The sequence below is a fragment of the Jiella mangrovi genome, assembly GCF_017815135.1.
GTDB classification, from domain to species: domain Bacteria; phylum Pseudomonadota; class Alphaproteobacteria; order Rhizobiales; family Rhizobiaceae; genus Jiella; species Jiella mangrovi.
The window spans coordinates 39136-63303 of the sequence record NZ_JAGJCF010000017.1 but is presented as its reverse complement, the minus strand read 5'-3'; the positions used below and the strand labels follow the sequence as shown (position 1 = coordinate 63303).

Genomic DNA, 24168 nt, shown 5'->3' with positions numbered 1-24168 from the left:
GGGGTTTGCGCAAACCGCTTGCTGCAAGGGCAGGCCCCGCAGCATCGGCCCGACAAGCGCAGTCGGTCCTCGCAAAGTGAGTCTTGAAGATCCCGAGGCGAAGCCGGCACTGTCTGCACCCGACAGGGCGCAGGTTGCTCTACCCCCGCTGCCGCGCCGTCTCGAGGCCAGCATCGGGCCGGTTGGAAGGCCAGTAAGGCAGGAAGCCTCGGACGATGTCGACGGGGATGTCCAGCGGCTTGAAGCTTTCGCGATCGACGAACATTAGCGACTGCTCGCCGCGCCCCAGCAGGCCATGACGATCACTGATGATCTCGTGGCCGAGGGTGACGAATTTCCGGTTGTGACTGACGATGCGAATTCGCGTCGTCACCGGTTCGAACTCGGCGATCTCACGACGGAAGTCGTGCTGAAAGGAGCGCGTCAGGACATAGTAGCGTGTGGTTTCGAGATCGAAATTGGGCATGCAGGCGTTGAAGAACAGCTCGCGCGCCTTGCCGACCCACCGCACATAATTGGCGAAGTAGACGTTGCCGACCGAATTGGTGTCGTCATAGGTCGGGGTGACCCTCATGACGAACCATTGCCCGTCGAAGCCATGGGCAGATGACAGATTGGTGTTTTCGGCCTGCAGCGGCGCCATCGGCTCTGCGGCAGGTTCGGACGAAGGCACCGGTTCGATTTCGTCTGCCTGCGTCCGAGCATCGACCGCCGGCTTGGCGAGCGGCGACGCGGGACGATCGTCCACCCGTCCACCGCCCTCGAAGAAGATGGCGCGAATGGAGCCGGCAGCCCCGATGAGAGCGATCACCGTGGAGACCGGGATGAGGATGGCGATGTCTTCGCGATAGCCGATGAAGAACACCAGCGCCGCCGCGATGCCGGACAGATAGCTCTGCGCCGGATCGAAGTCGGTAAATTTGTTGAGATAGGTGGCGATCAGGGCAATCGTCGCACCGACGAGGAGGGTCGCATAGGGCATCATGTAGGCGCTCTGGGACAGGCCGAGAGCATTCATCGAGATGGCGACGATGACGGCGGCCCCGAGGATCCACAGCGGCGACGCCAGGGCCGCTGGGGACACGAAGGCGAGCGCCGGATGAAGGCTGTTCGACAGAAGCCGCGGCACGTACCAGCGCGCCGCGCAATAGAAGCTGTCGATCGTGGACAGAGCGGCGACGAAGGCCCAGAGCGCGAAGGCCGCCGCCGCAAGGCTATAACCATGCGAGCCGAGATGAGCCGCAACCGAACTCTGGGCGCCGATCGCGTTATCGGCAGCAACGAGGAGGTTCGGGCCGGCAAGGCGCGACAGAGAGGCGTTGGCGCACAAGAGAGCCAGGAAAACCAGGCTCCCGCCGATATAGGCGACGGCGGGGGACAGACCAGCCTTCCTGATCGCGATGACACGCTGCCATTGCTGGATGTCGCTCCACGGGCCAAGGGCGAAGCCGACGAGCGTTGGAAGAAGGAAGGCGGCGATGGACTGCGTGTCGGGCGTTGCAATCTCGGCAGGCGAACCGTCACTTCGAACGAGCGAGGCGGCGACGACGGCGATCGCGACGAAGGCGAGGCCGAGATAGCCGGTATGAAGCAGACGCAGCCGCTCGAGCGAAAGCCGGCGTCCGGCGATGCACGCCACCACGACGACCAGAGCGGTGAGACAAAGCCCCACTCCGGCCCCGGCTTGAGGCAGGAGCTGCGGCCAGAGATAGGCGTTCAGCGCAAACAGCGTTATCGCCACGGCTCCGATCTGACATAGGAAGAACAGCGACGCGAAGCGCGATCCGAGGCCATGAAAGATCGCCTCGCAATTCCTCTGCCGCGAGCCGAGAACACAGCCGAAGGTCGCAAGGCCGCAGCAATTGGCGAGCGCAAAGACGACAAATCCAGCCCATCCCTCGATCCACACGACGTGCATGGAATAGAAGAAACCAAGCCCCCACATCCAAGACAGCGAAACGGTGGGCGCCCAGCTCAGGGAGCGGGCGAATATAGATCGAGTCATTCGGACTGCCTTGATACCGTATTCATAAGCCTGCCAGTATTCGCCAGAAGTTTGAGCTCTGCGAAGAATGCAATTGCTGCGGCGCGATGGTTCCGGCAGTTTCGCGGACGCTGCCGCACAACGCGTCACCGGGCGGGCCGGACGCCCCGGTTCTCCACGCAAGCTCCTTCTGCGACTGAAAATCGTGCCGCTTTTGCGGCGGCGCCGATTCTCGATCGGTGGCCGTGTCTTCTCAATCGAGCGGCTGCGTGCCGTCTCGAAAAGGAAAATTTGCGGCCGATTGTCGCAAGGATATTATGCGGCGAGTCTGTTGCGGACCTGTCCGATTGGGCATGATCGACAACCGGGCCGATGGATCGGGACGGCATCGCCGCTTCCTGGTCGGTCGAGGCCTCGGAGCGGGACGAATTTGCTTGACGCTCTGGCGCTGTGGCGGCAATGTCCGCGCCGACGCGGGTGTAGTTCAGTGGTAGAACGCAAGCTTCCCAAGCTTGATGTCGTGGGTTCGATCCCCATCGCCCGCTCCAACACACCGCTGCGCTTCGTCCAGGCTCACTTCACCGCAAGCCACCGTGTCGGAAGACGCCCTCGTGTCAGCCGGCGATCGCCTCGTCCGCACGCACGTCACCCGTGAACAGACACGCTGCGCGATGTCCGCGCCCCACATCGACCAGCGGCGGGAGCTTTTCTGCGCAGACGTCGCGAGCGATCGGGCAGCGTGTCCGGAATGCACAGCCGGAAGGCGGGTTGATCGGCGAGGGGGGATCGCCCTTGAGGGGCGTCTTCTCACGGGATCTTGCAATTGCCGGATCGGGAATCGGCGCGGCGGCTAGAAGCGCCTTCGAATAGGGGTGGCCGGGATTGGCGAACACCTCCCGTCGCGGGCCGATCTCAACGACGCGGCCGAGATAAAGAACCAGAATCCGGTCGGAGACGAGACGAACGACCGAAAGGTCGTGGCTGATGAAGATCAGCGTCAGCCCCATCCGCTCCTTCAGGGCTTTGAGCAGATTGACGATCTGCGCCTGGATCGAGACGTCGAGGGCGGAAACCGGCTCGTCGCAGACGATCAGCTTGGGCTCCGTGACGATGGCCCGGGCGATGCCGATGCGCTGGGCCTGACCGCCGGAGAATTCGTGCGGATAGCGGTTGATCATCTCCGGCGCGAGGCCGACTTCCTCCATCACCTTTTCGATCCGCTCGCGCCGCGCCTTGCGGCCGAGCGAGGGCTCCGCGACCTTCAGCGGCTCCTCGATGATCTTGCCGACATTCATGCGCGGATCGAGGGATGCGACCGGATCCTGGAAGATGATCGAGAGATCGCGACGGGCCTTGCGCATCTCGCCGACGGAAAGGTCCGTCAGGCTCTTGCCCTGCCAGACCACGCGGCCATGGGTCGGTTCGATGAGCCTGAGGATCGAGCGGCCGAGCGTGGACTTGCCGCACCCCGATTCACCGACGATGCCGAGCGTTTCGCCGGCTTCGAGCGTGAAGGAGACGTCGCTGACGGCCTTGAGTTCAAGCGCTTTGGCAAACGGGTTACCTCCACCGATGTCGAAGACGGTGGAGAGGTTTTCGACGGAAAGCAGCGTTTCAGGCACCGGCGATCTCCGCGTTCATAGGTTCTCTGCCGCTTGTCTCGTCGACGAAGGGGAACCAGCAGGCGGCGCGGCGTCCGGTCTCGATGGTCTCCAGCGGCGGGCGCTCGCGGCGGCACTTGTCCTGCGCAAAGCGGCAGCGCGGATGAAACGCGCAGCCTGCCGGCGGATGGAGCAGATTCGGCGGCCTGCCGCCGATCGGCTCGACGGCTTCGACGTCCCGGTCAACCCGCGGGATCGAGCGGATCAGCGCCGCCGTGTAGGGCATGGCCGGGCGGGCGAAGAGAGCGTCGACGGGCGCCTCCTCGACGATGCGTCCCGCATACATGACGACGACCTTGTCGGCGATGCCAGCGACGACGCCGAGATCGTGGGTGATGAGGACGAGGGCGGTGCCGGCCTCGCCGGTGAGATCGCGGAAGAGATCGAGGATCTGGGCCTGGATGGTGACGTCGAGGGCGGTGGTCGGCTCGTCGGCGACGATCAGCTTGGGGCGGCAGAGCAGCGCCATGGCGATGACGATGCGCTGACGCATGCCGCCGGAGAGCTGATGCGGATATTGCTCGATCCGCCGCTCGGCTTCAGGGATGCCGACCTTTTTCAGCATCGCCAGCGCTTGTGCCTCGGCGTCCCGCCGGTTCATGCCCTTGTGGATCCTGAGTGTCTCGGCGAGCTGATGCTTGATCTTCATCGCCGGATTGAGCGCGGTCATCGGGTCCTGAAAAACCATCGCCATGTCCGCCCCGCGTATCTCGTCGAGCTGGCGCGGTGTGAGCTCGAGGAGATTGCGCCCTTCGAACCGCGCTGCGCCGGACGTCGTGGCATTGCCGGAGAGAAGCCCGAAGACGCCGTTGAAGGTCTGGCTCTTGCCGGAACCGGATTCCCCGACGACGGCCACGGTCTCCCCGCGCGCCACGGCGAGGTCGAGGCCGTTCACGGCCTTCACCGCGCCGTCGGGGGTCGAAAAGCGGATGGCATAGTCGGTGAGGGCGAGGAGGGGGGGCATGTCCGTGGGTGGCTTGCTGGTCATCATCGGTCCTTCGGGTCGAAGGCGTCGCGCAGGCCGTCGCCGATGAAGGCGAGGGCGAGCAGCATGGTCACGAGAACGCCGCCTGGAAACAGGAGCAGCCAGTCGGCCGAGCCGATGGCGCCGGTGCCCTCGGAAATCAGCGTCCCGAGGGAGGTGAGCGGTTCCTGCACGCCGAAGCCGAGATAGGACAGGAAGCTCTCGGTGATGACGATTTCGGGGATGGTCAGCGAGGCGTAGATCACCACCGGGCCGACGAGATTCGGCACGATGTGGCGAAGGATGATCGCAAAGCTCGAAACGCCCGCCGCGCGGGCCGCCTCCACGAACTCCTTCTCTTTCAGCGACAGGGTCTGGCCGCGCACGATGCGCGCCATGGTCAGCCATTCGAGAAGGCCGATGGCGGCAAACAGCAGGAAAACATTGCGGCCGAACATCACCATCAGGAGGATGACGAAGAGGATGTAGGGAAGCGCGTACATCACGTCGACGAAGCGCATCATGGCGGAATCGATCCGCCCGCCGGCAAAGCCCGAGACCGCGCCGTAAAGAACGCCGACGATCACCGACACCGTGGTTGCGATCAGCGCGACGAGGAGCGAGACGCGGGTGCCGTAGAGCGTGCGGGCGAGAAGGTCCCGGCCGTTCTGGTCGGTGCCGAAATAGTGGCCGCTTTCGATCGAGGGCGGCGCGGTGAAGGCCTCCCAGTCGGGCGTCTCGTAATCGTAGGGCACGAGATACGGGCCGACGATCGCGGCGAGGACGATGAGGACGAAGACGACGAGGGCGGTCATCGCCGCCTTGTTGGCACGAAACCGCCTGAGGGCGTCGCGGGTGACCGAGCGCGGCTTGCCGCGCGGCATCTCGTCGTCACGCCCGATGAAGGCGTCTTCCAGCGCTTCGCGCTTGCCGGCGTAAAGGGTCATCGCTGGCGCACCTTCGGATCGAGCCAGGCATAGGCGAGATCGACGAGAAGGTTGAGGAGAACGATGAGCGCCATGTAGAAGATCACGGTTCCAAGCACCATGCCGTAATCGCGGTTGAGGGCCGCGTTGATGAAGTACCGCCCGATGCCGGGCAGGCCGAAGATCTGCTCGACCACGATGGAGCCGGTGAGGAGATAGCCGGCGGCCGGGCCGAGATAGGAGACGACGGGGGTGAGGGCCGGGCGCAGCGCATGTTTCAGCACCACCCGGCGCCGGCCGATGCCTTTCGCGGTGGCGGTCTTGATGAAGTTGGCGTTCATCGTCTCGATCAGCGAACCGCGCATCAGCCGCGAGATCCTCGCGATATGCGGCAGGGCCAGCACGAGAACCGGCAGGAAGAGGAAACGCGGCGAGCCGTCGCCCCATCCGCCGACCGGCAGCCAGGAAAGCTTCACGCCGAAGACCAGCTGGAGGATCGGCGCGACGAGGAAGTTCGGCACGACGAGGCCGGTCATGGCGATGGCGGCGATCGCGTAGTCGGCCGAGCGGTTCTGGTAGAGCGCGCCATAGATGCCGGCCGCGATGCCGCCGACGATGGCGAGCAGAAAGGCCGAGCCGCCGAGGATCAGCGTATAGGGCAGGCCGATACCGATCTGCCGCGCGACGGTGAAGTCCTTGGTGACGAAGGACGGGCCGAGATCGAGCTGGGCGAGGCGGCCGAGATAGCGGAAATACTGGACGATCAGGGAATCGTCGAGATGGTAGTAGGCGCGCAAGTTCGCCAGGACTTCCGGGGGAAGCGCCCGCTCCTGATCGAACGGCCCGCCCGGCGCGAGGCGCAGGATGAAGAAGCAGGCGGTGATCGCGATCAGAATGACCGGGATCGTCGAGGCCAGCCGCTTCAAAACGAAGGTCAGCATGTCAGGATCGTTTCTCGGGAAGGCCCGGGGCTCTTCGGCGGCCCCGGTGCTATGCAAACGACGTCTTCAGGCGAAAGCGCGGGGGTGCCGCGCTTTCGGCACCTATTCCGACAGCGACATGTAGCGCGTGCGGTGCTTGTCGAAGACGTTGTCCTTGAAGCCCTTGAGCTTCGGCGAGACGATGTTTTCCGACAGGTAGAAATAGATCGGCATCGCGGCGTCGTCGTCGAGCGCGATCTTTTCGGCCTTTTCCAGCATTTCGGCGCGCTTCTTCAGGTCGCTCTCCTTGGCGGCCTGGTCGAGCAGCGAATTATACTCCTCATTGGACCACTGGCCGTAATTCATCTCGATGCCGGATTTCAGGAGATCGAGGAAGTTGACCGGATCGTTGAAGTCGGCGAGCCAGCCGGCCCGCGCCACCTCGAAGGCACCCTCGCGCAGATTGGCGTAGTGCACCTTTACCTCGGCGTTGACGAGGCTGACATTGACGCCGAGCGGCTTCCACATGGCGGCGATCGCGACTGCGACGCGCTTGTGGTTGTCGTTGGTGTTGTAGCTGAGCGTGATGTTCAGCGGCTTGTCGGGGCCGTAGCCGGCGTCCTTCAGAAGCGCCTTGGCTTTCTCGACGCGCTCCTTGTAGGGCTCCTTTTCCCAGTCGAAGCGGGCGCCTTCTTCCGGGTAGTTCGCCATGCCGGGGGGGACCCAGCCATAGGCGGCCGGTTCGCCTGAGCCCAACACCTTGGGGCCGATCACCTCACGATTGACCGCCATGGAGAGCGCCTCGCGCACCTTGGCGTCGTCGAAGGGCGGCTTCTTGGAATTGAAGACGTAGTAGTACAGCCCGGCGAAGGGGGCGAAGTGGCCCTGGCCGGGAAGGTTCGCCTGGATGAACTTGAACTGATCCTTCGGATAGTCCGTCATGAAGTCGATCTCGCCGGCCTGATAGCGGCGGAAACCGGCCGAGACGTCCTCCATCGACAAAAAGCGCACGCCGTCGATGTCGAGGCTCTTGGTGTCGTACCACTGGTCGTTCTTGGCGGTCAGCACGTGGCTGCCGGGTACCCATTCGACCGGCTTGTAGGGACCGTCGGTGACGATGTTGGAGATCTGCACCCACTGATCGCCGACCTTGTCGATCAGATGCTTGGGCAGCGGATAGGCGGTGTAGTGGGTCAGAAGGCTCGGATAGTAGGGGACCGGGTGTTCGAGGGTGATCTCCAGCGTCTTGTCGTCGATCGCCGTGACGCCGAGCTGGTCGAGATCCTCGATCTCGCCCTTGTTGATCTTCTCGGCGTTCTTGATCGGATATTGCAGATAGGCGTATTGCGCCGCCGTCTTAGGGTCCATCAGCCGCTTGAAGGAGTAGACGAAGTCCTCCGCCGTCACCGGCTCGCCATCCGACCACTTGGCGTCGTCGCGCAGCTTGAAGGTCCAGGTCAGGCCGTCGTCCGAGGTCTCGTAGCTCGCCGCGACGCCGAGCACCGGCTTGGCGTCGATGTCCTCGGTGAAGAGGCCCTCATAGATGTCGCCGGCGACGCGGTCTTCCCAGTCGCCCGACATCTTCTGCGGGTCGAGCGAGGTGACGTCGCCGCCGTTGTACATGACCATCTCCTTCGCCTCGGCCACGCCGAGCGAAAGGACGGTCGATAGCGCCAGCGCGCCGGTGAAGGTCTTGAAGGAAAAGCCCATATTCTGCCCCCGGGTTCGGTGTCGTCGCACCCGCACGTGCGACCTCGAGTTCAGATTGTTCCCGCAACGGGCGTTCTGTCCAGAGGGTATTGCTCAACGATCCGACGTGCCCATAAGGCAGGCAGAGCGACCCTTGCGTGTGAATATCCCGGCAGCGCCGGGCTTTTCGTCCTGCGAACGGTCACGGCGACGATCATTCTGTCTTGTGGACAATTCATCAACTGGTGGGCAATTGCCCGCCAAGAGGCCGGCAGTGCCGCGAACGGAACCGGTTCTTGTCCCCTGCAATGGTGCTGACACCCAACGGCGGCGGCACGTCGCCCCTGATTTTGGCAGACCGAGCGCTTATATCAGCGACCATCACGATGATCGGAGCCCGCCTTCGATCTCTCACCCCGAGAGCTATATGGCCGCCTGAGGCCGGAACTCCGGCGTCAAATCGGCAATGTCAGGAATGTGAATGTTCTCGAAATTCGAGAAGCTGGTCGAACCGTTTCCCGATGAGGAGCCGGTTGCGCCCCCCAGGACGCTGTTCGGCTTCATCTGGTACTTCGCCCGGCCGGTCTGGCCGCTGCTCGTCGCGATGGCTGCGCTGACGGCGCTGATCTCGGTGATCGAGGTGTCACTCTTCGGCTTTCTGGGCAACGTCGTCGACTGGTTCGGCGACACGCCGAAGGAAACGTTCCTGTCCGAGCGCGGCTGGCAGCTCGCGATCATGGGCTTCATCATCCTCATCGCCCTCCCGGGCATCCAGCTGATCGACGGGCTCGTCAATTTTCAGGCGATCTTCGGGAATTTCCCGATGCGCTTTCGTTACACGATGCATCGCTGGCTGCTGGGCCATTCGCTGTCCTTCTTCCAGGACGAGTTCGCCGGACGGGTGTCGCAGAAGCTGATGCAGACGGCGCTCGCCGTGCGCGAGACGGTGATCAAGGCGATCGACGTGTTTCTGTACGTCGCCGTCTATTTCACCGGCGTTCTGGTCCTCGCCGCTTCGTCGGACTGGAAACTGGCGCTGCCCTTCCTCGGCTGGCTGATCCTCTATGCGGCGATGCTGCGCTGGTTCATTCCTCGGCTCGACCGGGTCGCCGAGCGTCAGGCCGATGCGCGAGCCGAGATGACCGGCCGCATCGTCGACGCCTATTCGAACGTCCAGACCGTCAAGCTCTTCGCCCATACGCGGCGCGAGGGCGATTACGCCCGCTCTTCGATGAGCGGCTTCCTCCACACGGTCTACGGCCAGGCCCGGCTGATCACGCTCTTCGTCGTCTGCCTGCAGACGCTGAATTCGCTTCTCCTCTTTGCCGTGGCGGCGGCCGGAATCGGCCTTTGGGTGAACGACCTCGTGACGATCGGGGCCATCGCCGCCTCGGTCGGTCTCGTCCTGCGCATCCATGGCATGTCGCAATGGATCATGTGGGAGATCTCCGCACTGTTCGAGAACATCGGCACCATCCGTGATGGCATGGCGACGCTTCAGCTTCCCCATGCCATCACCGACAAGCCGGAGGCGAAGCCGCTTCTCGTGCCCCGGGGCGAGATCCGCTTCGAGAAAGTTTCGTTCCACTACGGCAAGGGCGACGGCGTTCTGCGCGATTTCGACCTGACGATCCGGCAGGGCGAAAAGGTCGGGCTCGTCGGCCGATCGGGCGCTGGCAAGTCGACCATCCTCAATCTCCTGATGCGCTTCCATGACGTCGAGGCCGGCCGCATTCTGATCGACGGCACCGACATCCGCGACGTGCCGCAGGAATCCCTGCGCGAAAAGATCGGCATGGTGACCCAGGACACCTCGCTGCTGCACCGCTCGATCCGCGAGAACGTACTCTACGGCAGGCCCGACGCCGGCGAGGCCGCGCTCGAGCGGGCAATCGCCCGCGCCGAGGCGTCCGACTTCATCGAGGATCTGCGCGACCGGGACGGACGGACCGGCCTCGACGCGGAGGTCGGCGAGCGCGGGGTCAAACTCTCGGGCGGCCAGCGCCAGCGCATCGCCATCGCCCGAGTCATGCTGAAGGATGCGCCGCTGCTGCTTCTCGACGAGGCGACCTCGGCGCTGGATTCGGAGGTCGAAGCGGCGATCGCGGAAAATCTCTACCGGCTGATGGAGGGCAAGACCGTCATCGCCGTCGCCCATCGTCTTTCGACGATCGCCGCTCTCGACCGCCTCGTCGTGCTCGACAAGGGCGCGATCGTCGAGGAGGGCACCCATGCGGACCTCGTCGCACGCGGCGGCCTCTATGCCTCGCTCTGGGCGCGGCAGGTCGGCGGCTTCCTGCCGGCCGGGGCGAATGACGACGACGATGGGGCCTCAGCAATCCGAGCCGCCGAATGATGGATCGTCTGCTCCAGCGCTTCGAGACAGTCCTCGACCCGTTCGAGGACGATCCCGGCCGAGAGGAGGACGGCGTCTATCGCACCGGCCATCTGAGGCCGCTGCCAGCCGAGACCAATGCGTTCATCTGGCATTTCGCCAAACAGGCGAAGTGGCCGCTGATCGGCCTTCTGATCGCCGGCGGCCTGACTGGCGGCATCGAGGCGGTGCTCTTCACCGGCGTCGGCTGGCTTGTCGACGCCCTCGGCACGTCGACGCCGGAAACCCTGCTCGACGACCATTTCTGGCTGATCGCGGGCCTTCTCTTCGTCACGCTGATCGGCCGTGCGGCGCTGCTCTTTGCTTCGTCCGTACTCGAAGAACAGGTGATAAGTCCAAGCTTCTACAATCGAATTCGCTGGCAGAGCTATCGCCGGCTGATGGAGCAGGCCTACACCTTCTTCCAGAACGATTTCGGCGGGCGCCTCGCCCAAAAGGTCCAGCAGGTGGGCGCCGCCACCGGTGACTTCATCACCACCATCCTCCAGACCTTCTGGTCCTTCGTCACCTTCATCTTCCTGACCGCGACCATTCTCGGTGCCATCGACTGGCGCATGGCGATCGTTCTCGCCGTCTGGGTCGCCGGCTATGTCTGGATCGTCCGCAACCTTCTGCCGAAGATCCGCGAGTTCGGCCGCGCCTCGGCCGATGCCCGCTCGATCGTGTCGGGCCGGGTGGTCGACAGCTTCACCAACATTCTTTCGGTCAAGCTGTTCGATTCGTCGCGCAAGGAAGACGAGTTCGTCAAGAACGGCTTCGTCTATCTCGTCGACATGACCCGGCGCTCGACGCGGGCGATCACCGAGGTCCGCACCGTCGTCGCCATCCTCAACGGCTTCATGATGACCGGCGTCGGCATCATCGCCGTCCTCGGCTGGCAGGCCGGGTCGGTGACGGCGGGCGGTGTCGCGACGGCCCTCGGCCTCGTCCTGAGGCTGAACCAGATGTCCGGCTGGATGATGTTCAACATCAACGGGCTGGTGCGCAACTACGGCACCATCCAGGACGCGGTGGCGACGATCACCCGACTGCCGACGCTTGTCGACGCGCCGGATGCGCGGCCGCTTTCGGCGACCAAGGGTGCGATCCGGTACGAGAACGTCACCTTCCATTATGGCAAGGGCGGCGGTGTCGTCTCGAACCTCTCGCTTTCGATCAAGCCCGGCGAGAAGATCGGCCTCGTCGGCCGCTCGGGTGCCGGCAAGACGACGCTCGTCAATCTGCTCCTGCGTCTCTACGACCTCGAGGGCGGGAAAATCCTGATCGACGGGCAGGACATCTCCACGGTCACCCAGCAGTCGCTTCGCGCGGCGATCGGCGTCGTCACGCAGGATACCTCGCTCCTGCATCGCTCGATCCGCGACAATATCGCCTTCGGCAAGCCAGACGCCGAGGACGACGAGGTGCTGCTCGCGGCCGAACGGGCCAATGCCGAGGACTTCATTCCGGGCCTGCGCGATCCCAAGGGCCGCACCGGCTATGACGCTCATGTCGGCGAGCGCGGCATCAAACTGTCCGGCGGCCAGCGCCAGCGCATCGCGATTGCCCGGGTTCTCCTGAAGGACGCGCCGATCCTGGTTCTCGACGAAGCGACCTCGGCGCTCGATTCGGAGGTCGAGGCGGCCATCCAGGAGAATCTGATCCGCATGATGGCGGGCAAGACCGTCATCGCCATCGCGCATCGCCTGTCGACAATCGCCGCGATGGACCGGCTGATCGTGCTCGACAAGGGCGCCATCGTCGAGGAGGGCAGCCACGACGAGCTTCTGGCGAGGAACGGCCTTTATGCCAGCCTCTGGCGCCGCCAGTCCGGCGGGTTCCTGTTCAGCGGGGATGCCGCTGCTGCCGACAGTGCTGCCGCTGAATAGGTTCGTGAAGCCGCAGCGTCAGACCGGTGTTGATCATCCGATCGGCAAGTCTGTGGAAAGATGTCGAAAACTCGTCGCTTGCCACAGCGTCTCCTAGACATCCCCCATCTTGCGTGGCTTCGAACCTCCATTGATAACGTTACGGCAGGGGGAACATCAATGAAGCGGATGGTAGCAATGGGGGTCGTCCTGGTCGCGCTTGCCGGCTGCACGACGACGGAAGAGGCCAATCAGGCGATGCAGGGGCGCTGGGTCGGTCAGTCGAGCGATGCCTTCTTCTCGCAATACGGCCCGCCAGTGAGCGAATTTCCGCTGAACAATGGCGGGACCGTCTACACATGGCGCGGCGGCGAAACCGTGCGCAACGTTCCCGCCCAATACCGGTCGATGACGAAGCAGGAAAAAGAGCTCGCCGAGAAGCGGCGCTCGCCGAGCACGATCATCAATATCGGCGGCGGCAACATGTCGATGGATTCGGCGCCTCCCGGCCAAGTGATGATGACCCCGGCGCGTTCGGAGCAACTGGGCTGCGAGGCGCAGATCACCGCCAACTCCAACGGCATCATCACGAATATCAGAACCAGCCGCGACACCGATGGCGAAGGCTTCAGCCTTTCGCGTTGCGCGGAGGTCTTCGGTGTGACGAGCTGATCGCCGGCTTCGGTTGATCGGGGCCGCCGGCGTCGGGGCATGGAGAGCGGTTGACGGCGGCTCAGGCGAAGTCAGATTAGGTCCAGCCATTCAAGGGACCTGACATGACACGCACCGAAGCCGAAGCCCTGATCAGCCGCTACCTCGAAGCCTTCAACGCCGGCGACGTCGACTCCATGCTCGATCTACTCGACGAGGATGTCGCCCACGACATCAATGAAGGTGGGCGGGAGATCGGTCGATCGAGCTTTCGCAACTTCATGGCGACGATGCATCGGCACTACGACGAGACGCTGGCCGACATCGTCGTTTTCGCCTCCGAGGACGGAACGAGGGTAGGGGCCGAGTTCACCGTGCGTGGACGCTATCGCGAGACGGCAGAAGGACTGCCCCCCGCGAGCAACCAGGCCTATTCGATCCCGGCCGGACAGTTCTTCTCGCTGGAGGATGGCAGGATCACCCGCGTCACCACCTATTACAATCTCAACGCCTGGATCGCGGCGGTTTCGAAGGCGTGATGACGGGGTCGAGATGACGGCGAAGACCGAAGAGCTATCCTTCAAGGTTCTGTCTGCGCGGGAAATAGCCGATGTTCTCGACGATCTGGCTCGGCTGCGCATCACCGTCTTTCGGGCTTTCCCCTATCTCTACGAAGGGGATGAGGCCTACGAGAGGCGCTATCTCGAAACCTATGCCAAGTCGCCGGGTGCGATGGTCGTCGTCGCGGCGAACATGCGAGGTGAAATCGTCGGCGCGGCGACGGCCGCGCCCCTCGGCGACCACCAGCCGCAGCTTGCGGAAGATTTCCGCAAGGCTGGTATCCCTCCGGACGCGGTGTTCTACCTCGGCGAGTCGGTCCTTCTGCCAGAGTATCGCGGCCGCGGCGCCGGCCACCGCTTCTTCGATGCGAGGGAGGCGGCTGGACGGGCTCAGGGCTATGAGATCGCCGCGTTCTGCGGCGTCGTGCGGCCGACGGACCAACCCCAGCGTCCAGGCGACTACGTGCCGCTCGACGGGTTCTGGACGAAGCGAGGCTATGAAAAGGTCGATGGTCTCGTCTCGACCATGGCGTGGCGCGACATTGGCGACATGGAGGAGAGCGAAAAGCCGATGCAGTTCTGGATGCGACGGCTGACATGAGGTGAGCGAGACAGCCTTCCGTTCGGGCAGTGTCTGAATGCGATATGAATGCGGGCTTCCGAAAGGGTTCAGCGGCGCTTTGGCATCGTCCCTGTCATCGGCAAACGACAACCGCCGAGACAGCGAAGCCCAAGGAGAAGCCCCCCATGTTCCAGAAACTTGCCAAGACCCTCTGCGTCGTTGCCGCCCTCGGTGCAGCCGGTGCCGCCGCTCCCACCAGCGCCTCGGCGCGCGATTTCGGAGCCACCATTTCGATCGGCAACGGCGGTATCGAACTCGTTCGGCACCGCGGCCATTACCGGCCGAACTATGGCTGCTCGCCGCGCCGCGCGCTGAACAAGGCCCGCCATTTCGGCATCCGCCACGCCCGCATTCGCGGTGTCAGCCGCCGCGCCATCGTCGTCGCCGGCCGCAAGCGTCATCATCGCGCTGTCGTCCGCTTTGCCCGCGTTCCCGGCTGCCCGGTGATCGCGTATCGCTGAGGCGGACCCGGCCAAACGCCACGATAGGCATGGACAGAACTCCGGGTTACTCTGGACGTGAGCCGCCGCCCCATTCACCCAGCCGGGGCGGCGGGCCGGATTACCGGGTTGCGAGAAACGCCTCGACGAAGGCCGGCGCCGTCTGCGAGACGGCCTCGAGCGAATAACCGCCTTCCTGGACGATGACCGTCGGCCGCCGCAGCTTGCCGAGGATCTCGCCGATGCGCGGATAGGTCTCGCCGCTCACGGCGAGCTTCGACAGGGGGTCGTCGCGATGGGCGTCCCAGCCGGCGGAAACGACGAATGCGTCTGCACCAAAACGCATGGCGCGATAAACCAAGGTCTCGACCGCCTCCAGAAATGCGGCGTCGCCGGAGCCGAAGGCAAGCGGCAGATTGAGGTTGCAGCCTTCGCCCGGCCCGGTGCCGCATTCGTCGGCATAGCCGAGAAAATGCGGATAATAGGCCGACGGGTCGGTGTGGACGGAGCCGAAGAAGACGTCGTCGCGCGCGTAGAAGATCGTCTGGGTTCCGTCGCCGTGATGGGTGTCGAAGTCGAGAATGGCGACCTTGTCGTGGCTTTCGCGAAGAAATTCGGCCGCGATGGCGGCATTGTTGAGGAAGCAGAACCCCGAGGCTCTGTCGGCATAGGCGTGGTGACCGGGCGGGCGGCAGAGCGCGAAAGCCTGATCGTCGCCGCCGAGCACCGCGCGAGCCGCGCCGATGGCGCTCGCTGCGGAGGCAAAGGCGGCATTTGCCGTGCCCTCCGTCATCGCGCAGGAGAGGTCTCCGATATACCAGCCTGCCTGACCGAGGATGCCCGTCGTCCTAGGTCCCGGCCGCGCACCGTTCGCGAGCGGCGAGGGGCCGTACGGCCGGGCGGCTGCAAAATAGGGATGGACGTTGGGCAGGACCTCCGGCCCGGCATTCGGCAGCGCCTGAAACCGCGCATAGCCGGTCTGGAGAAAATCGAGATAGGGGCCGGTATGGACCCGTTCAATCGCCGCCCTGTCCGCCGCCGGCGGATCTTCGGCCGTCAATCCGAGCTTGCCCAGGCTGTCGACGAGCGTTTGCGCGCGACCGGGATTTTCCAGCGGCGCGACGAGCTTGCCATGGACGCCGTACTGCGTCGGCCGATGGTCCATCTGCGTCTTCGAGAAAAACACACGCATCGGCCCGCCTTCTGCCCTGTCACATCGCGTCCGGGGAAACACGGCCCGAAACGCTCATCGGGCGCAACGATAGCGCCTGCGACAGCGGCGCTGCAACGGCGCCTCCTGTCGCCGCAGCAGGAAAGCGCTCGCGCGCGGAAACTTCTGCCGGAGCATCGGAATGTCCCGGTTGCAACCGGCCGTCTGCGCGGATGAAGGCTCGCTTATCGTCGCATTGCCGCCGAGCCGCACCCATGGCAGGACATGGCCTGAAAGGCCTGAAAGGCCTGAAAGCCAGAAGCAGAAAGCCCGGTCGCGGGGAGACGATGGTTTCCCGCCGGTGGTGCCGGAGCGGTCGGTGTTCGAAAGACGAGGAGATGGAATGTCGTTTTTGAAAAAACTTTTCGGCGGATCGCGCGAGGCTGCCGAAATCCCAGCGCCGAAGGTGACGGAAACCCTCGACCACGCCGGCTTCACGATCAAGGCGACGCCGATGCAGGAGGGTGGGCAGTTTCGCCTCGCAGCCCTGATCGAGAAGGAGGTCGGAGGCACCATGAAATCCCATCAGATGATTCGCGCCGACATGTTCTCCTCGAAGGAGGATGCGACCCAGTTCGCGCTGAAGAAGGCCCAGCAGGTCATCGACGAACAGGGCGAGGCGATCTTTCGGGATTGAGCGGGGCTTCGGGCTATCTGCGGAATGCAGCCGGCTCTTCCGATCGGTGCGGCGCGAGCGAGGTTTTCCCCTCCGCACGGTGGCGTCCGCGCGGATGCCTGATTCGATGCCGAAACGATTCCCGCGGACATGCTGGGTGCTGACAGCCGCCACGACCCCGATCGACCGCTTTTAATCCTGAAAACCCTGGAATGTGCCCGGCGGAGAGGATGGATTTGCGTTCCACCTTTTAATTGCTCTAAAAAGCCTTAATTGAGAAGGCATGAGAATGAGCGGCGTTGCCGCTTCATGACGAGGGCAATTTCCATATGCGTCTAACGCGTCAGACCAACTACGCTATCCGCATTCTCATGTATCTCGCGACCAATCCAGGCCGCCTGAGCAAGCTCGGCGACGTCGCGAAGTCCTACGCCGCGCCAGAGCCCTTCATGTTCAAGATTCTCCAACCGCTCGTCGGCTGCGGGCTCGTCGAGACCGTACGCGGGCGCAATGGCGGCATCCGGCTCGGCCGCCCGGCGGCGACGATCACGCTGCGCGAGGTCGTGGTGCTGATGGAGGAGAGCTTCGCCATGGCGGAATGCTTCGACAATGGCGCCACCGATTGCCCGCTGGTCTTTCACTGCGAGCTCAACGTCGCCCTGCGTCAGGCGCTGGAAGCGTTTCTGTCGACGCTCGATCAGTTCTCGATCGCCGATCTCGTCGAAAACCGGCCGTTCATGTCCGAGACGCTCGGCATTCCTCTTCATGCCGAGCAGTCCGCGCTTTCATGACCTCGGCCACACATTCGCAAGAAGCCCGGGCCGTCGATGACGCCGTCTGGGAAAGCGCTCCTTCGCCCTGCATCGACGTTTGCAAATACAAGCGCAAGGGGCGCTGCATCGGCTGTTCGATGACGAAGGCCGAGAAGGACAGCTTCCCCCATCACGGCGGCGCCGAGGCCAAGCGCGAGTTCATCGAGGGGCTGATCGCGCGGATCGAGGAAAGCGGACGAAACCCGGCTTTCTGGGCCTATACCTACCAGCACAAATGCCGCCGCGAGGGCGTGCCATGCCCCGTCGAGGTGGCCGAGGAATAGCGCCAAACGCGCGTCTTCCAGAGGGAGGCTGCTATGCCCGCGTCTGCGCCGGCCGGGCCTGCGGAGCGGCTCAGTCCCGCGCCAGGCGCTGCACCTTGCGCAGCTCCGGGAACATCCAGGCCCATATGGCCGCGACGCCGACCGTCGCGCTGCCGCCGACGACGACCGCCGGCACGGCGCCGATCAGGGCCGCCATGCCGCCAGCCCGGAACTCGCCGAGTTCGTTGGATGCTCCGATGAAGACCATGTTCACGGCATTGACCCGGCCGCGCACGTCGTCCGGTGTCCACAGCTGCATCAGTGTTTCGCGGACATAGACGCTGATCATGTCGGACGCACCCATGAGGATCAGCGCCGGCACCGACACCCAGATCGTCGTCGATATGCCGAAGACCATCGTGAAGGCCCCGAACAGGCCGACGAAGGTGAACATGATCGCACCGGCGTGATTCTTGATCGGGTGGGCCGCGAGATAGATCGCCATCGGGATCGCGCCCATGCCCGGCGCGGCGCGCAGCAGCCCGAGCGCCAGCGGGCCGGCGTCGAGGACGTCGCGGGCATAGACCGGCATCAAGGCGACGGCGCCGCCGAGAAGCACGGCGAAGAGATCGAGCGAGATCGCCCCGAGAACGACCTTTTCGCTCCAGATGAACCGAAAGCCGGCCACGATCGTCTCGAGGCTCGCCGGCTCGTTCGAATGCCGGCGCGCCGGGGCCTTGATCGCGATCACCAGTGCGGCCCCGGCAAAGAACAGGGCGGCACCGAGGCCGTAAGCGGCCATCGACGAGACGCCGTAGATGAGACCGCCCGCGACCGGGCCGACGATCGCCGCGATCTGCCAGGACGACGAGTTCCACGCAATGGCGTTGGCGAGTTCCTGGCGGGAGACGAGATTGACGACGAGAGACTGCGATGCCGGCCCGAAGAACGCGCGTGCGATGCCGAAGACGATCAGGATCGCGAAGATCGGGGCAGGCGAGGTGATGCCGTGATAGGTCAGAACGAGGAGCGTGACAGCGCCGAGGCCTTCGGCGGCAACGGCCGCTGCCATGATCAGCCGGCGTGAATAGCGATCCGCCGCCGAGCCGGTGACGAGCACCAGAAAGAATGCCGGCGCGAACTGGCAAAGGCCGACAAGGCCGAGGTCCCAGGGGTCTCGGGTGAGATCGTAGATCTGCCAGCCGACCGAGACGATGACGATCTGCGTCGCAAAGGTCGAGGCGAAGCGCGCCAGCCAGTAGAGCAGGAAGCGCCGGTTGCGGAAGGCCGCGAAGCGATCCTCGCCATGGGGCGCCTTCGGCACCTCCGGCGCGGGGGTGGTCGCAGATGGCAGGGAAGTCGGCTCGTCGGTCACGAAGGGAACCTGGGCTCGGCGGGAAAGCGGCCACGCTCCGCCGAAAGCGAGCGCGCGCGCGTCAGTGGGGAGGGCCGGCTTCGCCTCTCTCATGAGTCGAAACGGGGCGGCGGGGCTCGAAACCCCGCCCGTCACCGCGCTTTACAGGCACAGGGCTCAAAGGGGAAGCGGATGGCGCCGATAGACGGCGGCAATGTCGGCCATCACTTCGTCTGACAGGTTGAGATCGGCTGCCGCGACATCGGTCTTGATATGTTCGAGGCTCGTTCCGCCGATGATGACGGAGATCATGAACGGCCGCGTCAGGCAGAAGGCAATGGCCATCTGGGCCGGATCGAGACCATGGCGCCGGGCGACCTCGCAATATTCGTCGGCCACGCGCGTCGCGTAGTCCGTATGCCGGCCACCGAGGCCCTTGTTGATCGCGCCGCGCGTGCCCGGCGGGATGGCGCCGGCGGTGTATTTGCCGGTCAGGAGACCGGCGGCAAGCGGCGAGTAGGCCAGCAGGCCGACCTGTTCATTGACGGAAGTTTCAGCGAGATCGAGGTCGAAGATGCGGTGCATCAGCGAATATTCGTTCTGGATCGAGGCGATGCGCGGCGAGCCGTCGCGCTCGGCAATGCCGGCATACTGCATGACGCCCCAGGCGGTCTCGTTGGATAGGCCGACATGGCGGATCTTGCCCGCCTTCACCTGCTCGCCGAGTTCGTCGAGCACCTCCTCGATGTTTGCCTTCACGGCATCGGGCTGCTGACCGCTCGGATCGTAGCTCCAGCTCTGGCGGAAATGATAGGAACCGCGGTTCGGCCAGTGCAGCTGGTAAAGGTCGACATAGTCGGTCTGAAGCCGCTTCAGACTTTCGTCGAGAGCCCGGCGGATGGAGGAGGCGGTGATAGGCTCGCCGCCGCGGACCTTTTCGTTGCCTGCGCCGGTGATCTTGGTGGCGAGAACCACGTCGTCGCGCCGTCCGTTGGCGGCGAACCACGTGCCGATGATCTCCTCGGTACGGCCGACCGTCTCTGCCAGCATCGGCGTCGTCGGATACATCTCGGCGGCGTCGAAGAAATTCACCCCCATCTCGGTGGCGAGGTCCATCTGGGCGTGGCCTTCGGCTTCCGTGTTCTGCGAGCCCCAGGTCATGGTGCCGAGGCAGATTTCGCTGACGGAAAGGCCGGTGCGGCCGAGCGGACGATATTTCATGGCGGGATCCTGCAAGAAAAGCTGAGGCGGGACGTCTGCCGCAGTGCGGCATGACATTTCCCGCGAACATAGATGGATCGGCGCCGGGCGCAACGGCGCAGCGCGGATGAAGATGCGATCGCGCGTCTTGCCCAACCACCAGCCGAGCCGTTACCACCGCTGTCAAAGTGCCAACTCCCAGCGAAGGAATTTCGTCATGGCCAATCTCGACAGCGTGCTAGGATGCCTCGACCTCAATCTCGACCGGTCGGTCGAACGATTGTCGGCTCTGCTGCGCATTCCCTCGATCTCCACCGACCCGGACTACCGGGAGCAATGCCGGCTGGCGGCGGAGTTTCTGGTCGGGGACCTGTCGGCCATCGGGTTTACGGCGAGCGTGCGCGAGACCCCCGGCCATCCCATGGTGGTCGCCCATCACGAGGGCCCCGAAAACGCTCCGCACGTCCTCTTTTACGGCCATTACGACGTCCAGCCGGTCGATCCGGTCTCGGAATGGAAGACCGGCCCGTTCGAACCCGTCGTCGAGAGCCGACTCGACGGCACCAGGAAAATCGTCGCGAGAGGCTCGGCCGACGACAAGGGCCAGCTGATGACCTTCATCGAAGCCTGCCGCGCCTTCAAGGCCGAGACGGGCGGTCTGCCCTGCCGCGTCACGATCTTCCTCGAGGGCGAGGAAGAATCAGGCTCGCCCTCGCTCAACCCGTTTCTCGACGCCAATCGCGAGGAGCTCTCTGCCGACGTCGCTCTGGTCTGCGACACGAACATGTGGGACCGCGAGACCCCGGCGATTTCCACCGGCCTGCGCGGTCTCGTCGGCGAGGAGGTGATCCTGCGGGCGGCCAGTCGCGATCTTCATTCGGGCTATTACGGCGGCGCGGCGCAAAACCCTATCCACGTTTTGTCGAAGATTCTCGCCGAGATGCGCGACGAGACCGGCCGGATCACCATCCCTGGCTTCTACGACGACGTGTCGGAGGTGCCAGACGATGTGAAGAAAAGCTGGCAGGGCCTCGATTTTTCAGCAGAATCCTTCCTTGGCGATGTCGGCCTCAGCATTCCGGCAGGCGAGAAGGGCCGTTCGGTTCTGGAACAGACCTGGTCACGCCCGACGGCGGAAGTGAACGGCATTTCCGGCGGCTATACCGGCAAGGGCTTCAAGACCGTGATCGCCGCCGAGGCGATGGCGAAGGTGTCGTTCCGGCTGGTCTTCGACCAGGATCCCGACAAGATCCGCGCCGCCTTCCGCAAATTCGTGGAAGATCGCTTGCCGGAAGACTGCGAGGTAGAGTTCCATCCCCATGGCGGCTCGGGCGCTATCCAGCTGCCCTTCGACTCGCCCCTTCTTCAGAAGGCGCGGCAGGCACTTTCGGACGAATGGCCGAAGCCGGCGGTGATGATCGGCATGGGCGGGTCGATTCCCGTCGTCGGCGAGTTCAAGTCCCGCCTCGGGATGGAATCACTCCTCATCGGCTTCGGCCTGGGCGACGACGCGATCCATTCCCCCAACGAAAAATACGAGATGACCTCGTTCCATAAGGGCCAGCGTTCCTGGGCGCGGGTTATGGCGGCCATCGGCGAGGGGTGATCTGGCGGGCGAGTAAAAGCCTGCTCCGGGCGGTGTTGCGGCACCGGCAGTGGGTGGCTCCGCCCAGCCTCAGGCAAGCTCATTGGCCTATTAACATCTTCTTAAGAGATCGCTGCCAATTTGAATGGCATAGGGGACACCGAAAAAGCCACGCAGACGCGATCAATGATCGATTTTTGGTCACGATCATGCGATAGGCCGATTTGCGGTGTGGGGATGACCGTACCTCGAAAGAGGAGTGCGGGGGACAGCTGGAAGGGTGCGGCAATCGGGGGATCGCCGCGCCCTTCTTGCGTTTGGCCTTCTGTCTGCACCGTAACGGCGAAATCCAAGGCACCGGCCCCCGCCTGTCACCCTCCTGCAACGCCTGGATTCGAATGATCCGGCCGGTGTCGGTTTTGGCCGGTGTGTGAATTGCGCTCAGGCGATACACGCGGCATGTGTGGTGGCACAGCATGCCCGGCGGGCGCGTCGTTCGACGCCGCCTCGAAGCAACCAAAACGAGGCATGCGAGAAGGCTGGAGTATCAGTTCATGGCATTGCGTTTGGTCTCGGCGGTCGTCGCCACGCTGCTCGCTTCGACGGCTTTGGCAAACGCGGCCGACGTGGTGGGTCCCTATGATCCCGCACCGGCGCCTGTGCAGCCGGCGGCAATCGACTATGGCGGCGACGACTTCGTCTTCGAGCTCGGCATCGAGGGTGTCGTGGAGCCGGAGTTTCTCGGCTCCGACGATTATCGTGTCCTGCCGAGCGCGATCTTTTCGGTCGAATATCTGAACCTTCCGGGCATCGGCTCCTTCGGCGGGCCGGACGGCCGCGGCTTTTCGATCGGCCCGTCCTTCAACGTCGTCGGCGAGCGCAAGGCGGACGATCACCCGGAGCTTTCCGGGCTCAACGACGTCGATACCACCTATGAGGTCGGCCTCAAGGCGTCCTACGAGTGGGAATATGCCGAGGTCTACGGGGCGGCGCGCTACGCATTCGGCGGCGCGGACGGTTTCGTCGGCGATGCCGGCGCCAATCTGATCGCCCGGCCGACCGAGACGATCACCCTCAAGCTCGGCCCGACGGTCAGCTTCGCCTCGTCGGACTACATGGAGAGCTACTTCTCCGTCAGCCCGGGCGAGTCGCTGGCAAGCGGCGGCAAGTTCGCGGCCTATGATGCGGGCGGCGGCTTCAAGAGCGTCGGCGTCGCGGCTTCGGCCCGCTACGAATTCACGCCCGACTGGTTCCTCAACGCCGACGCGTCATGGGACAGGCTGGTCGGCGACGCGGCCGACTCGCCGATCGTCAAGGCCGGCAGCAAGGACCAGTATTCCTTCACCCTCGGCATTTCCAAGCGTTTCTCGCTCGATCTCTGGTAAGCGCGGGCGGGCTTCGCAGCTTTCAGGCGACAGCAAAGACATGATCGACCGTCAGGCGGCCTGAAAACGGGCTGGCTGGCGGTCTTTTCGTTCGCCTGGTCCGCCCGCCGCCCGCCGTCGCTTCAAGGGTCGATCATGGCCGTCGCGATAGGCGCAAGGAAGCCGGCTCTGCCTTACGGGACGATCGAATCGACCACGCCGCCATCGACGCGCAGCGCGCCTCCGCTGGTCGCCGAAGCTTCCTTGGAGCAGGCATAGACGATCATGTTGGCGACCTCCTCGACCGTCGCCGGCCGCCCCAGGATCGAACTCGGCCGCTCGGATTTGACGAACATCTCGCCGGCTTTTTCGATCGAGACGCCTTCCTTTTCGGCCATCTCCTTGAGCATGTCCTGAACGCCCTCCGACATGGTCGGGCCCGGCAGGACCGCGTTGACGGTCACGCCCGTGCCGGAGGCGAGCTTTGCAAGGCCGCGTGAGATCGACAGGAGCGCGGTCTTCGTGAAGCCGTAGTGGATCATGTCCGCGGGGATGTTCAGCGCCGATTCCGACGAGAGGAATACGATCCGGCCCCAACCGCGCTCCATCATCCGGGGCAGATAGGCGCGAGACAGGCGGACGCCGGACATGACGTTCAGCTGAAAGAATTTCTCCCAGGTGGCGTCGTCGATGTCGAAGAACGGTTTTGGTCCGAAGATGCCGACATTGTTGACCAGAATGTCGGCTTCCGGCACCGCCTCGATCAGCCTGCCGCAACCTTCGCCCGAGTAAAGATCTGCCGAGACGCCCGATACATCCGAACGGGGCACCGAATCGAGGACGGCGCGGATGGCGGTCTCCACCCGGTCGGCGTCGCGGCCGTTGACGACGACGCGCGCGCCGGCATCGGCAAGGCCCTTGGCTGCGGCAAGCCCGATGCCGCCGGTCGAGCCGGTGACGATGGCGGTCTTGCCGGATAGATCGATATGCATGGCGCAGTTCCCCTGTTCGTTCGCTGGTGTCGCTTGCTCTTGGAAAAGAAGTAGGGGCATTGCCGCGAGAGGAAGGGTGGCCGGCGCAACGGAGCGTTCGCCAAGCTTGAGCG

Annotated in this window: 21 protein-coding genes and 1 tRNA gene; 12 read left to right on the top strand and 10 right to left on the bottom strand. The window is 64.3% G+C overall.

What is annotated here, in order from left to right; translation table 11 throughout:
- Positions 1-139 precede the first annotated feature (139 nt).
- On the bottom strand, positions 140-2005 hold the full coding sequence (locus J6595_RS18360) for an acyl-CoA thioesterase (RefSeq protein ID WP_209596458.1): 1866 nt from the start codon (positions 2003-2005) through the stop codon (positions 140-142).
- Between the two features lie 452 nt (positions 2006-2457).
- Between J6595_RS18360 and J6595_RS18355 the strand changes: the two genes are divergently transcribed.
- Positions 2458-2532, top strand: a tRNA-Gly gene (locus J6595_RS18355).
- Between the two features lie 66 nt (positions 2533-2598).
- Here the strand turns inward: J6595_RS18355 and J6595_RS18350 are convergent.
- The 5 genes from J6595_RS18350 to J6595_RS18330 form a co-directional block, all read right to left on the bottom strand.
- Positions 2599-3606, bottom strand: coding sequence for an ABC transporter ATP-binding protein (locus tag J6595_RS18350; RefSeq protein WP_209596455.1), 1008 nt, complete (start codon positions 3604-3606; stop codon positions 2599-2601).
- A complete protein-coding gene (locus J6595_RS18345; protein ID WP_425342176.1) occupies positions 3599-4633 on the bottom strand; it encodes an ABC transporter ATP-binding protein in 1035 nt (344 codons plus the stop codon). The genes J6595_RS18350 and J6595_RS18345 overlap by 8 nt, the downstream gene beginning before the upstream one ends.
- Positions 4633-5556, bottom strand: coding sequence for an ABC transporter permease (locus tag J6595_RS18340; protein ID WP_209596451.1), 924 nt, complete (start codon positions 5554-5556; stop codon positions 4633-4635). The genes J6595_RS18345 and J6595_RS18340 overlap by 1 nt, the downstream gene beginning before the upstream one ends.
- Complete coding sequence (locus J6595_RS18335) at positions 5553-6476, bottom strand: ABC transporter permease subunit (RefSeq protein ID WP_209596449.1); 924 nt, start codon at positions 6474-6476, stop codon at positions 5553-5555. The genes J6595_RS18340 and J6595_RS18335 overlap by 4 nt, the downstream gene beginning before the upstream one ends.
- A gap of 102 nt (positions 6477-6578) precedes the next feature.
- Positions 6579-8165: a peptide ABC transporter substrate-binding protein gene (locus J6595_RS18330; protein WP_209596447.1), complete on the bottom strand. Its 1587-nt coding sequence runs from the start codon at positions 8163-8165 to the stop codon at positions 6579-6581.
- Between the two features lie 460 nt (positions 8166-8625).
- On the opposite strand from J6595_RS18330, the gene J6595_RS18325 reads away from it, so the two are divergent.
- The 6 genes from J6595_RS18325 to J6595_RS18300 all read left to right on the top strand — a co-directional run bounded on the left by J6595_RS18325 (position 8626) and on the right by J6595_RS18300 (position 14680).
- The gene (locus J6595_RS18325; RefSeq protein WP_209596444.1) at positions 8626-10500 is read left to right on the top strand and encodes an ABC transporter ATP-binding protein; all 1875 of its coding nucleotides are present in this window, start codon (positions 8626-8628) and stop codon (positions 10498-10500) included.
- A complete protein-coding gene (locus J6595_RS18320) occupies positions 10497-12407 on the top strand; it encodes an ABC transporter ATP-binding protein (protein ID WP_209596442.1) in 1911 nt (636 codons plus the stop codon). The genes J6595_RS18325 and J6595_RS18320 overlap by 4 nt, the downstream gene beginning before the upstream one ends.
- 159 nt (positions 12408-12566) lie before the next feature.
- The gene (locus J6595_RS18315) at positions 12567-13058 is read left to right on the top strand and encodes a hypothetical protein (RefSeq protein WP_209596440.1); all 492 of its coding nucleotides are present in this window, start codon (positions 12567-12569) and stop codon (positions 13056-13058) included.
- Between the two features lie 104 nt (positions 13059-13162).
- Positions 13163-13576, top strand: coding sequence for a ketosteroid isomerase-related protein (locus J6595_RS18310; RefSeq protein ID WP_209596438.1), 414 nt, complete (start codon positions 13163-13165; stop codon positions 13574-13576).
- 13 nt (positions 13577-13589) lie between these two features.
- Positions 13590-14198, top strand: a complete 609-nt coding sequence (locus tag J6595_RS18305; protein ID WP_209596436.1) for a GNAT family N-acetyltransferase — start codon at positions 13590-13592, stop codon at positions 14196-14198.
- 146 nt (positions 14199-14344) lie between these two features.
- The gene (locus J6595_RS18300) at positions 14345-14680 is read left to right on the top strand and encodes a hypothetical protein (protein WP_209596434.1); all 336 of its coding nucleotides are present in this window, start codon (positions 14345-14347) and stop codon (positions 14678-14680) included.
- Between the two features lie 100 nt (positions 14681-14780).
- On the opposite strand, the gene J6595_RS18295 is transcribed toward J6595_RS18300, so the two are convergent.
- Positions 14781-15851: a histone deacetylase family protein gene (locus J6595_RS18295; protein ID WP_209596432.1), complete on the bottom strand. Its 1071-nt coding sequence runs from the start codon at positions 15849-15851 to the stop codon at positions 14781-14783.
- Positions 15852-16212: 361 nt separating this feature from the next.
- Here J6595_RS18295 and J6595_RS18290 point away from each other — a divergent pair, with 361 nt between their 5' ends.
- From J6595_RS18290 to J6595_RS18280, 3 genes are all read left to right on the top strand, one after another.
- Positions 16213-16506: an HlyU family transcriptional regulator gene (locus J6595_RS18290; RefSeq protein WP_209596430.1), complete on the top strand. Its 294-nt coding sequence runs from the start codon at positions 16213-16215 to the stop codon at positions 16504-16506.
- Between the two features lie 308 nt (positions 16507-16814).
- Complete coding sequence (rirA, locus tag J6595_RS18285; RefSeq protein WP_209596428.1) at positions 16815-17276, top strand: iron-responsive transcriptional regulator RirA; 462 nt, start codon at positions 16815-16817, stop codon at positions 17274-17276.
- Positions 17273-17581, top strand: a complete 309-nt coding sequence (locus J6595_RS18280) for a DUF1289 domain-containing protein (protein WP_209596426.1) — start codon at positions 17273-17275, stop codon at positions 17579-17581. The genes rirA and J6595_RS18280 overlap by 4 nt, the downstream gene beginning before the upstream one ends.
- 70 nt (positions 17582-17651) lie before the next feature.
- On the opposite strand, the gene J6595_RS18275 is transcribed toward J6595_RS18280, so the two are convergent.
- Positions 17652-18884 (bottom strand): MFS transporter, encoded by a 1233-nt coding sequence (locus tag J6595_RS18275; protein WP_342453247.1) that lies wholly within the window; start codon positions 18882-18884, stop codon positions 17652-17654.
- Positions 18885-19091: 207 nt separating this feature from the next.
- A complete protein-coding gene (locus J6595_RS18270) occupies positions 19092-20135 on the bottom strand; it encodes an aldo/keto reductase (RefSeq protein WP_209596422.1) in 1044 nt (347 codons plus the stop codon).
- Positions 20136-20331: 196 nt separating this feature from the next.
- On the opposite strand from J6595_RS18270, the gene J6595_RS18265 reads away from it, so the two are divergent.
- Both J6595_RS18265 and J6595_RS18260 read left to right on the top strand, forming a co-directional pair.
- Entirely contained in the window at positions 20332-21720 is a 1389-nt protein-coding gene (locus tag J6595_RS18265; RefSeq protein ID WP_209596420.1) for a M20/M25/M40 family metallo-hydrolase, read from the top strand.
- Between the two features lie 533 nt (positions 21721-22253).
- Positions 22254-23084 carry a MipA/OmpV family protein gene (locus tag J6595_RS18260; RefSeq protein WP_209596418.1) on the top strand — a complete coding sequence of 277 codons (831 nt, stop codon included), beginning with the start codon at positions 22254-22256 and terminating at the stop codon, positions 23082-23084.
- 173 nt (positions 23085-23257) lie between these two features.
- On the opposite strand, the gene J6595_RS18255 is transcribed toward J6595_RS18260, so the two are convergent.
- On the bottom strand, positions 23258-24055 hold the full coding sequence (locus J6595_RS18255; protein ID WP_209596416.1) for an SDR family NAD(P)-dependent oxidoreductase: 798 nt from the start codon (positions 24053-24055) through the stop codon (positions 23258-23260).
- Positions 24056-24168: the final 113 nt, after the last annotated feature.

Bases quoted from the DNA above. Each gene is read 5' to 3' on its own strand.
- J6595_RS18360 (WP_209596458.1), bottom strand. From the start codon at position 2,005: ATGACTCGATCTATATTCGCCCGCTCCCTGAGCTGGGCGCCCACCGTT.
- J6595_RS18345 (WP_425342176.1), bottom strand. From the start codon at position 4,633: ATGACCAGCAAGCCACCCACGGACATGCCCCCCCTCCTCGCCCTCACC.
- J6595_RS18340 (WP_209596451.1), bottom strand. From the start codon at position 5,556: ATGACCCTTTACGCCGGCAAGCGCGAAGCGCTGGAAGACGCCTTCATC.
- J6595_RS18335 (WP_209596449.1), bottom strand. From the start codon at position 6,476: ATGCTGACCTTCGTTTTGAAGCGGCTGGCCTCGACGATCCCGGTCATT.
- J6595_RS18330 (WP_209596447.1), bottom strand. From the start codon at position 8,165: ATGGGCTTTTCCTTCAAGACCTTCACCGGCGCGCTGGCGCTATCGACC.
- J6595_RS18325 (WP_209596444.1), top strand. From the start codon at position 8,626: ATGTTCTCGAAATTCGAGAAGCTGGTCGAACCGTTTCCCGATGAGGAG.
- J6595_RS18320 (WP_209596442.1), top strand. From the start codon at position 10,497: ATGATGGATCGTCTGCTCCAGCGCTTCGAGACAGTCCTCGACCCGTTC.
- J6595_RS18315 (WP_209596440.1), top strand. From the start codon at position 12,567: ATGAAGCGGATGGTAGCAATGGGGGTCGTCCTGGTCGCGCTTGCCGGC.
- J6595_RS18310 (WP_209596438.1), top strand. From the start codon at position 13,163: ATGACACGCACCGAAGCCGAAGCCCTGATCAGCCGCTACCTCGAAGCC.
- J6595_RS18305 (WP_209596436.1), top strand. From the start codon at position 13,590: ATGACGGCGAAGACCGAAGAGCTATCCTTCAAGGTTCTGTCTGCGCGG.
- J6595_RS18300 (WP_209596434.1), top strand. From the start codon at position 14,345: ATGTTCCAGAAACTTGCCAAGACCCTCTGCGTCGTTGCCGCCCTCGGT.
- J6595_RS18295 (WP_209596432.1), bottom strand. From the start codon at position 15,851: ATGCGTGTGTTTTTCTCGAAGACGCAGATGGACCATCGGCCGACGCAG.
- J6595_RS18290 (WP_209596430.1), top strand. From the start codon at position 16,213: ATGTCGTTTTTGAAAAAACTTTTCGGCGGATCGCGCGAGGCTGCCGAA.
- rirA (WP_209596428.1), top strand. From the start codon at position 16,815: ATGCGTCTAACGCGTCAGACCAACTACGCTATCCGCATTCTCATGTAT.
- J6595_RS18280 (WP_209596426.1), top strand. From the start codon at position 17,273: ATGACCTCGGCCACACATTCGCAAGAAGCCCGGGCCGTCGATGACGCC.
- J6595_RS18270 (WP_209596422.1), bottom strand. From the start codon at position 20,135: ATGAAATATCGTCCGCTCGGCCGCACCGGCCTTTCCGTCAGCGAAATC.
- J6595_RS18265 (WP_209596420.1), top strand. From the start codon at position 20,332: ATGGCCAATCTCGACAGCGTGCTAGGATGCCTCGACCTCAATCTCGAC.
- J6595_RS18260 (WP_209596418.1), top strand. From the start codon at position 22,254: ATGGCATTGCGTTTGGTCTCGGCGGTCGTCGCCACGCTGCTCGCTTCG.
- J6595_RS18255 (WP_209596416.1), bottom strand. From the start codon at position 24,055: ATGCATATCGATCTATCCGGCAAGACCGCCATCGTCACCGGCTCGACC.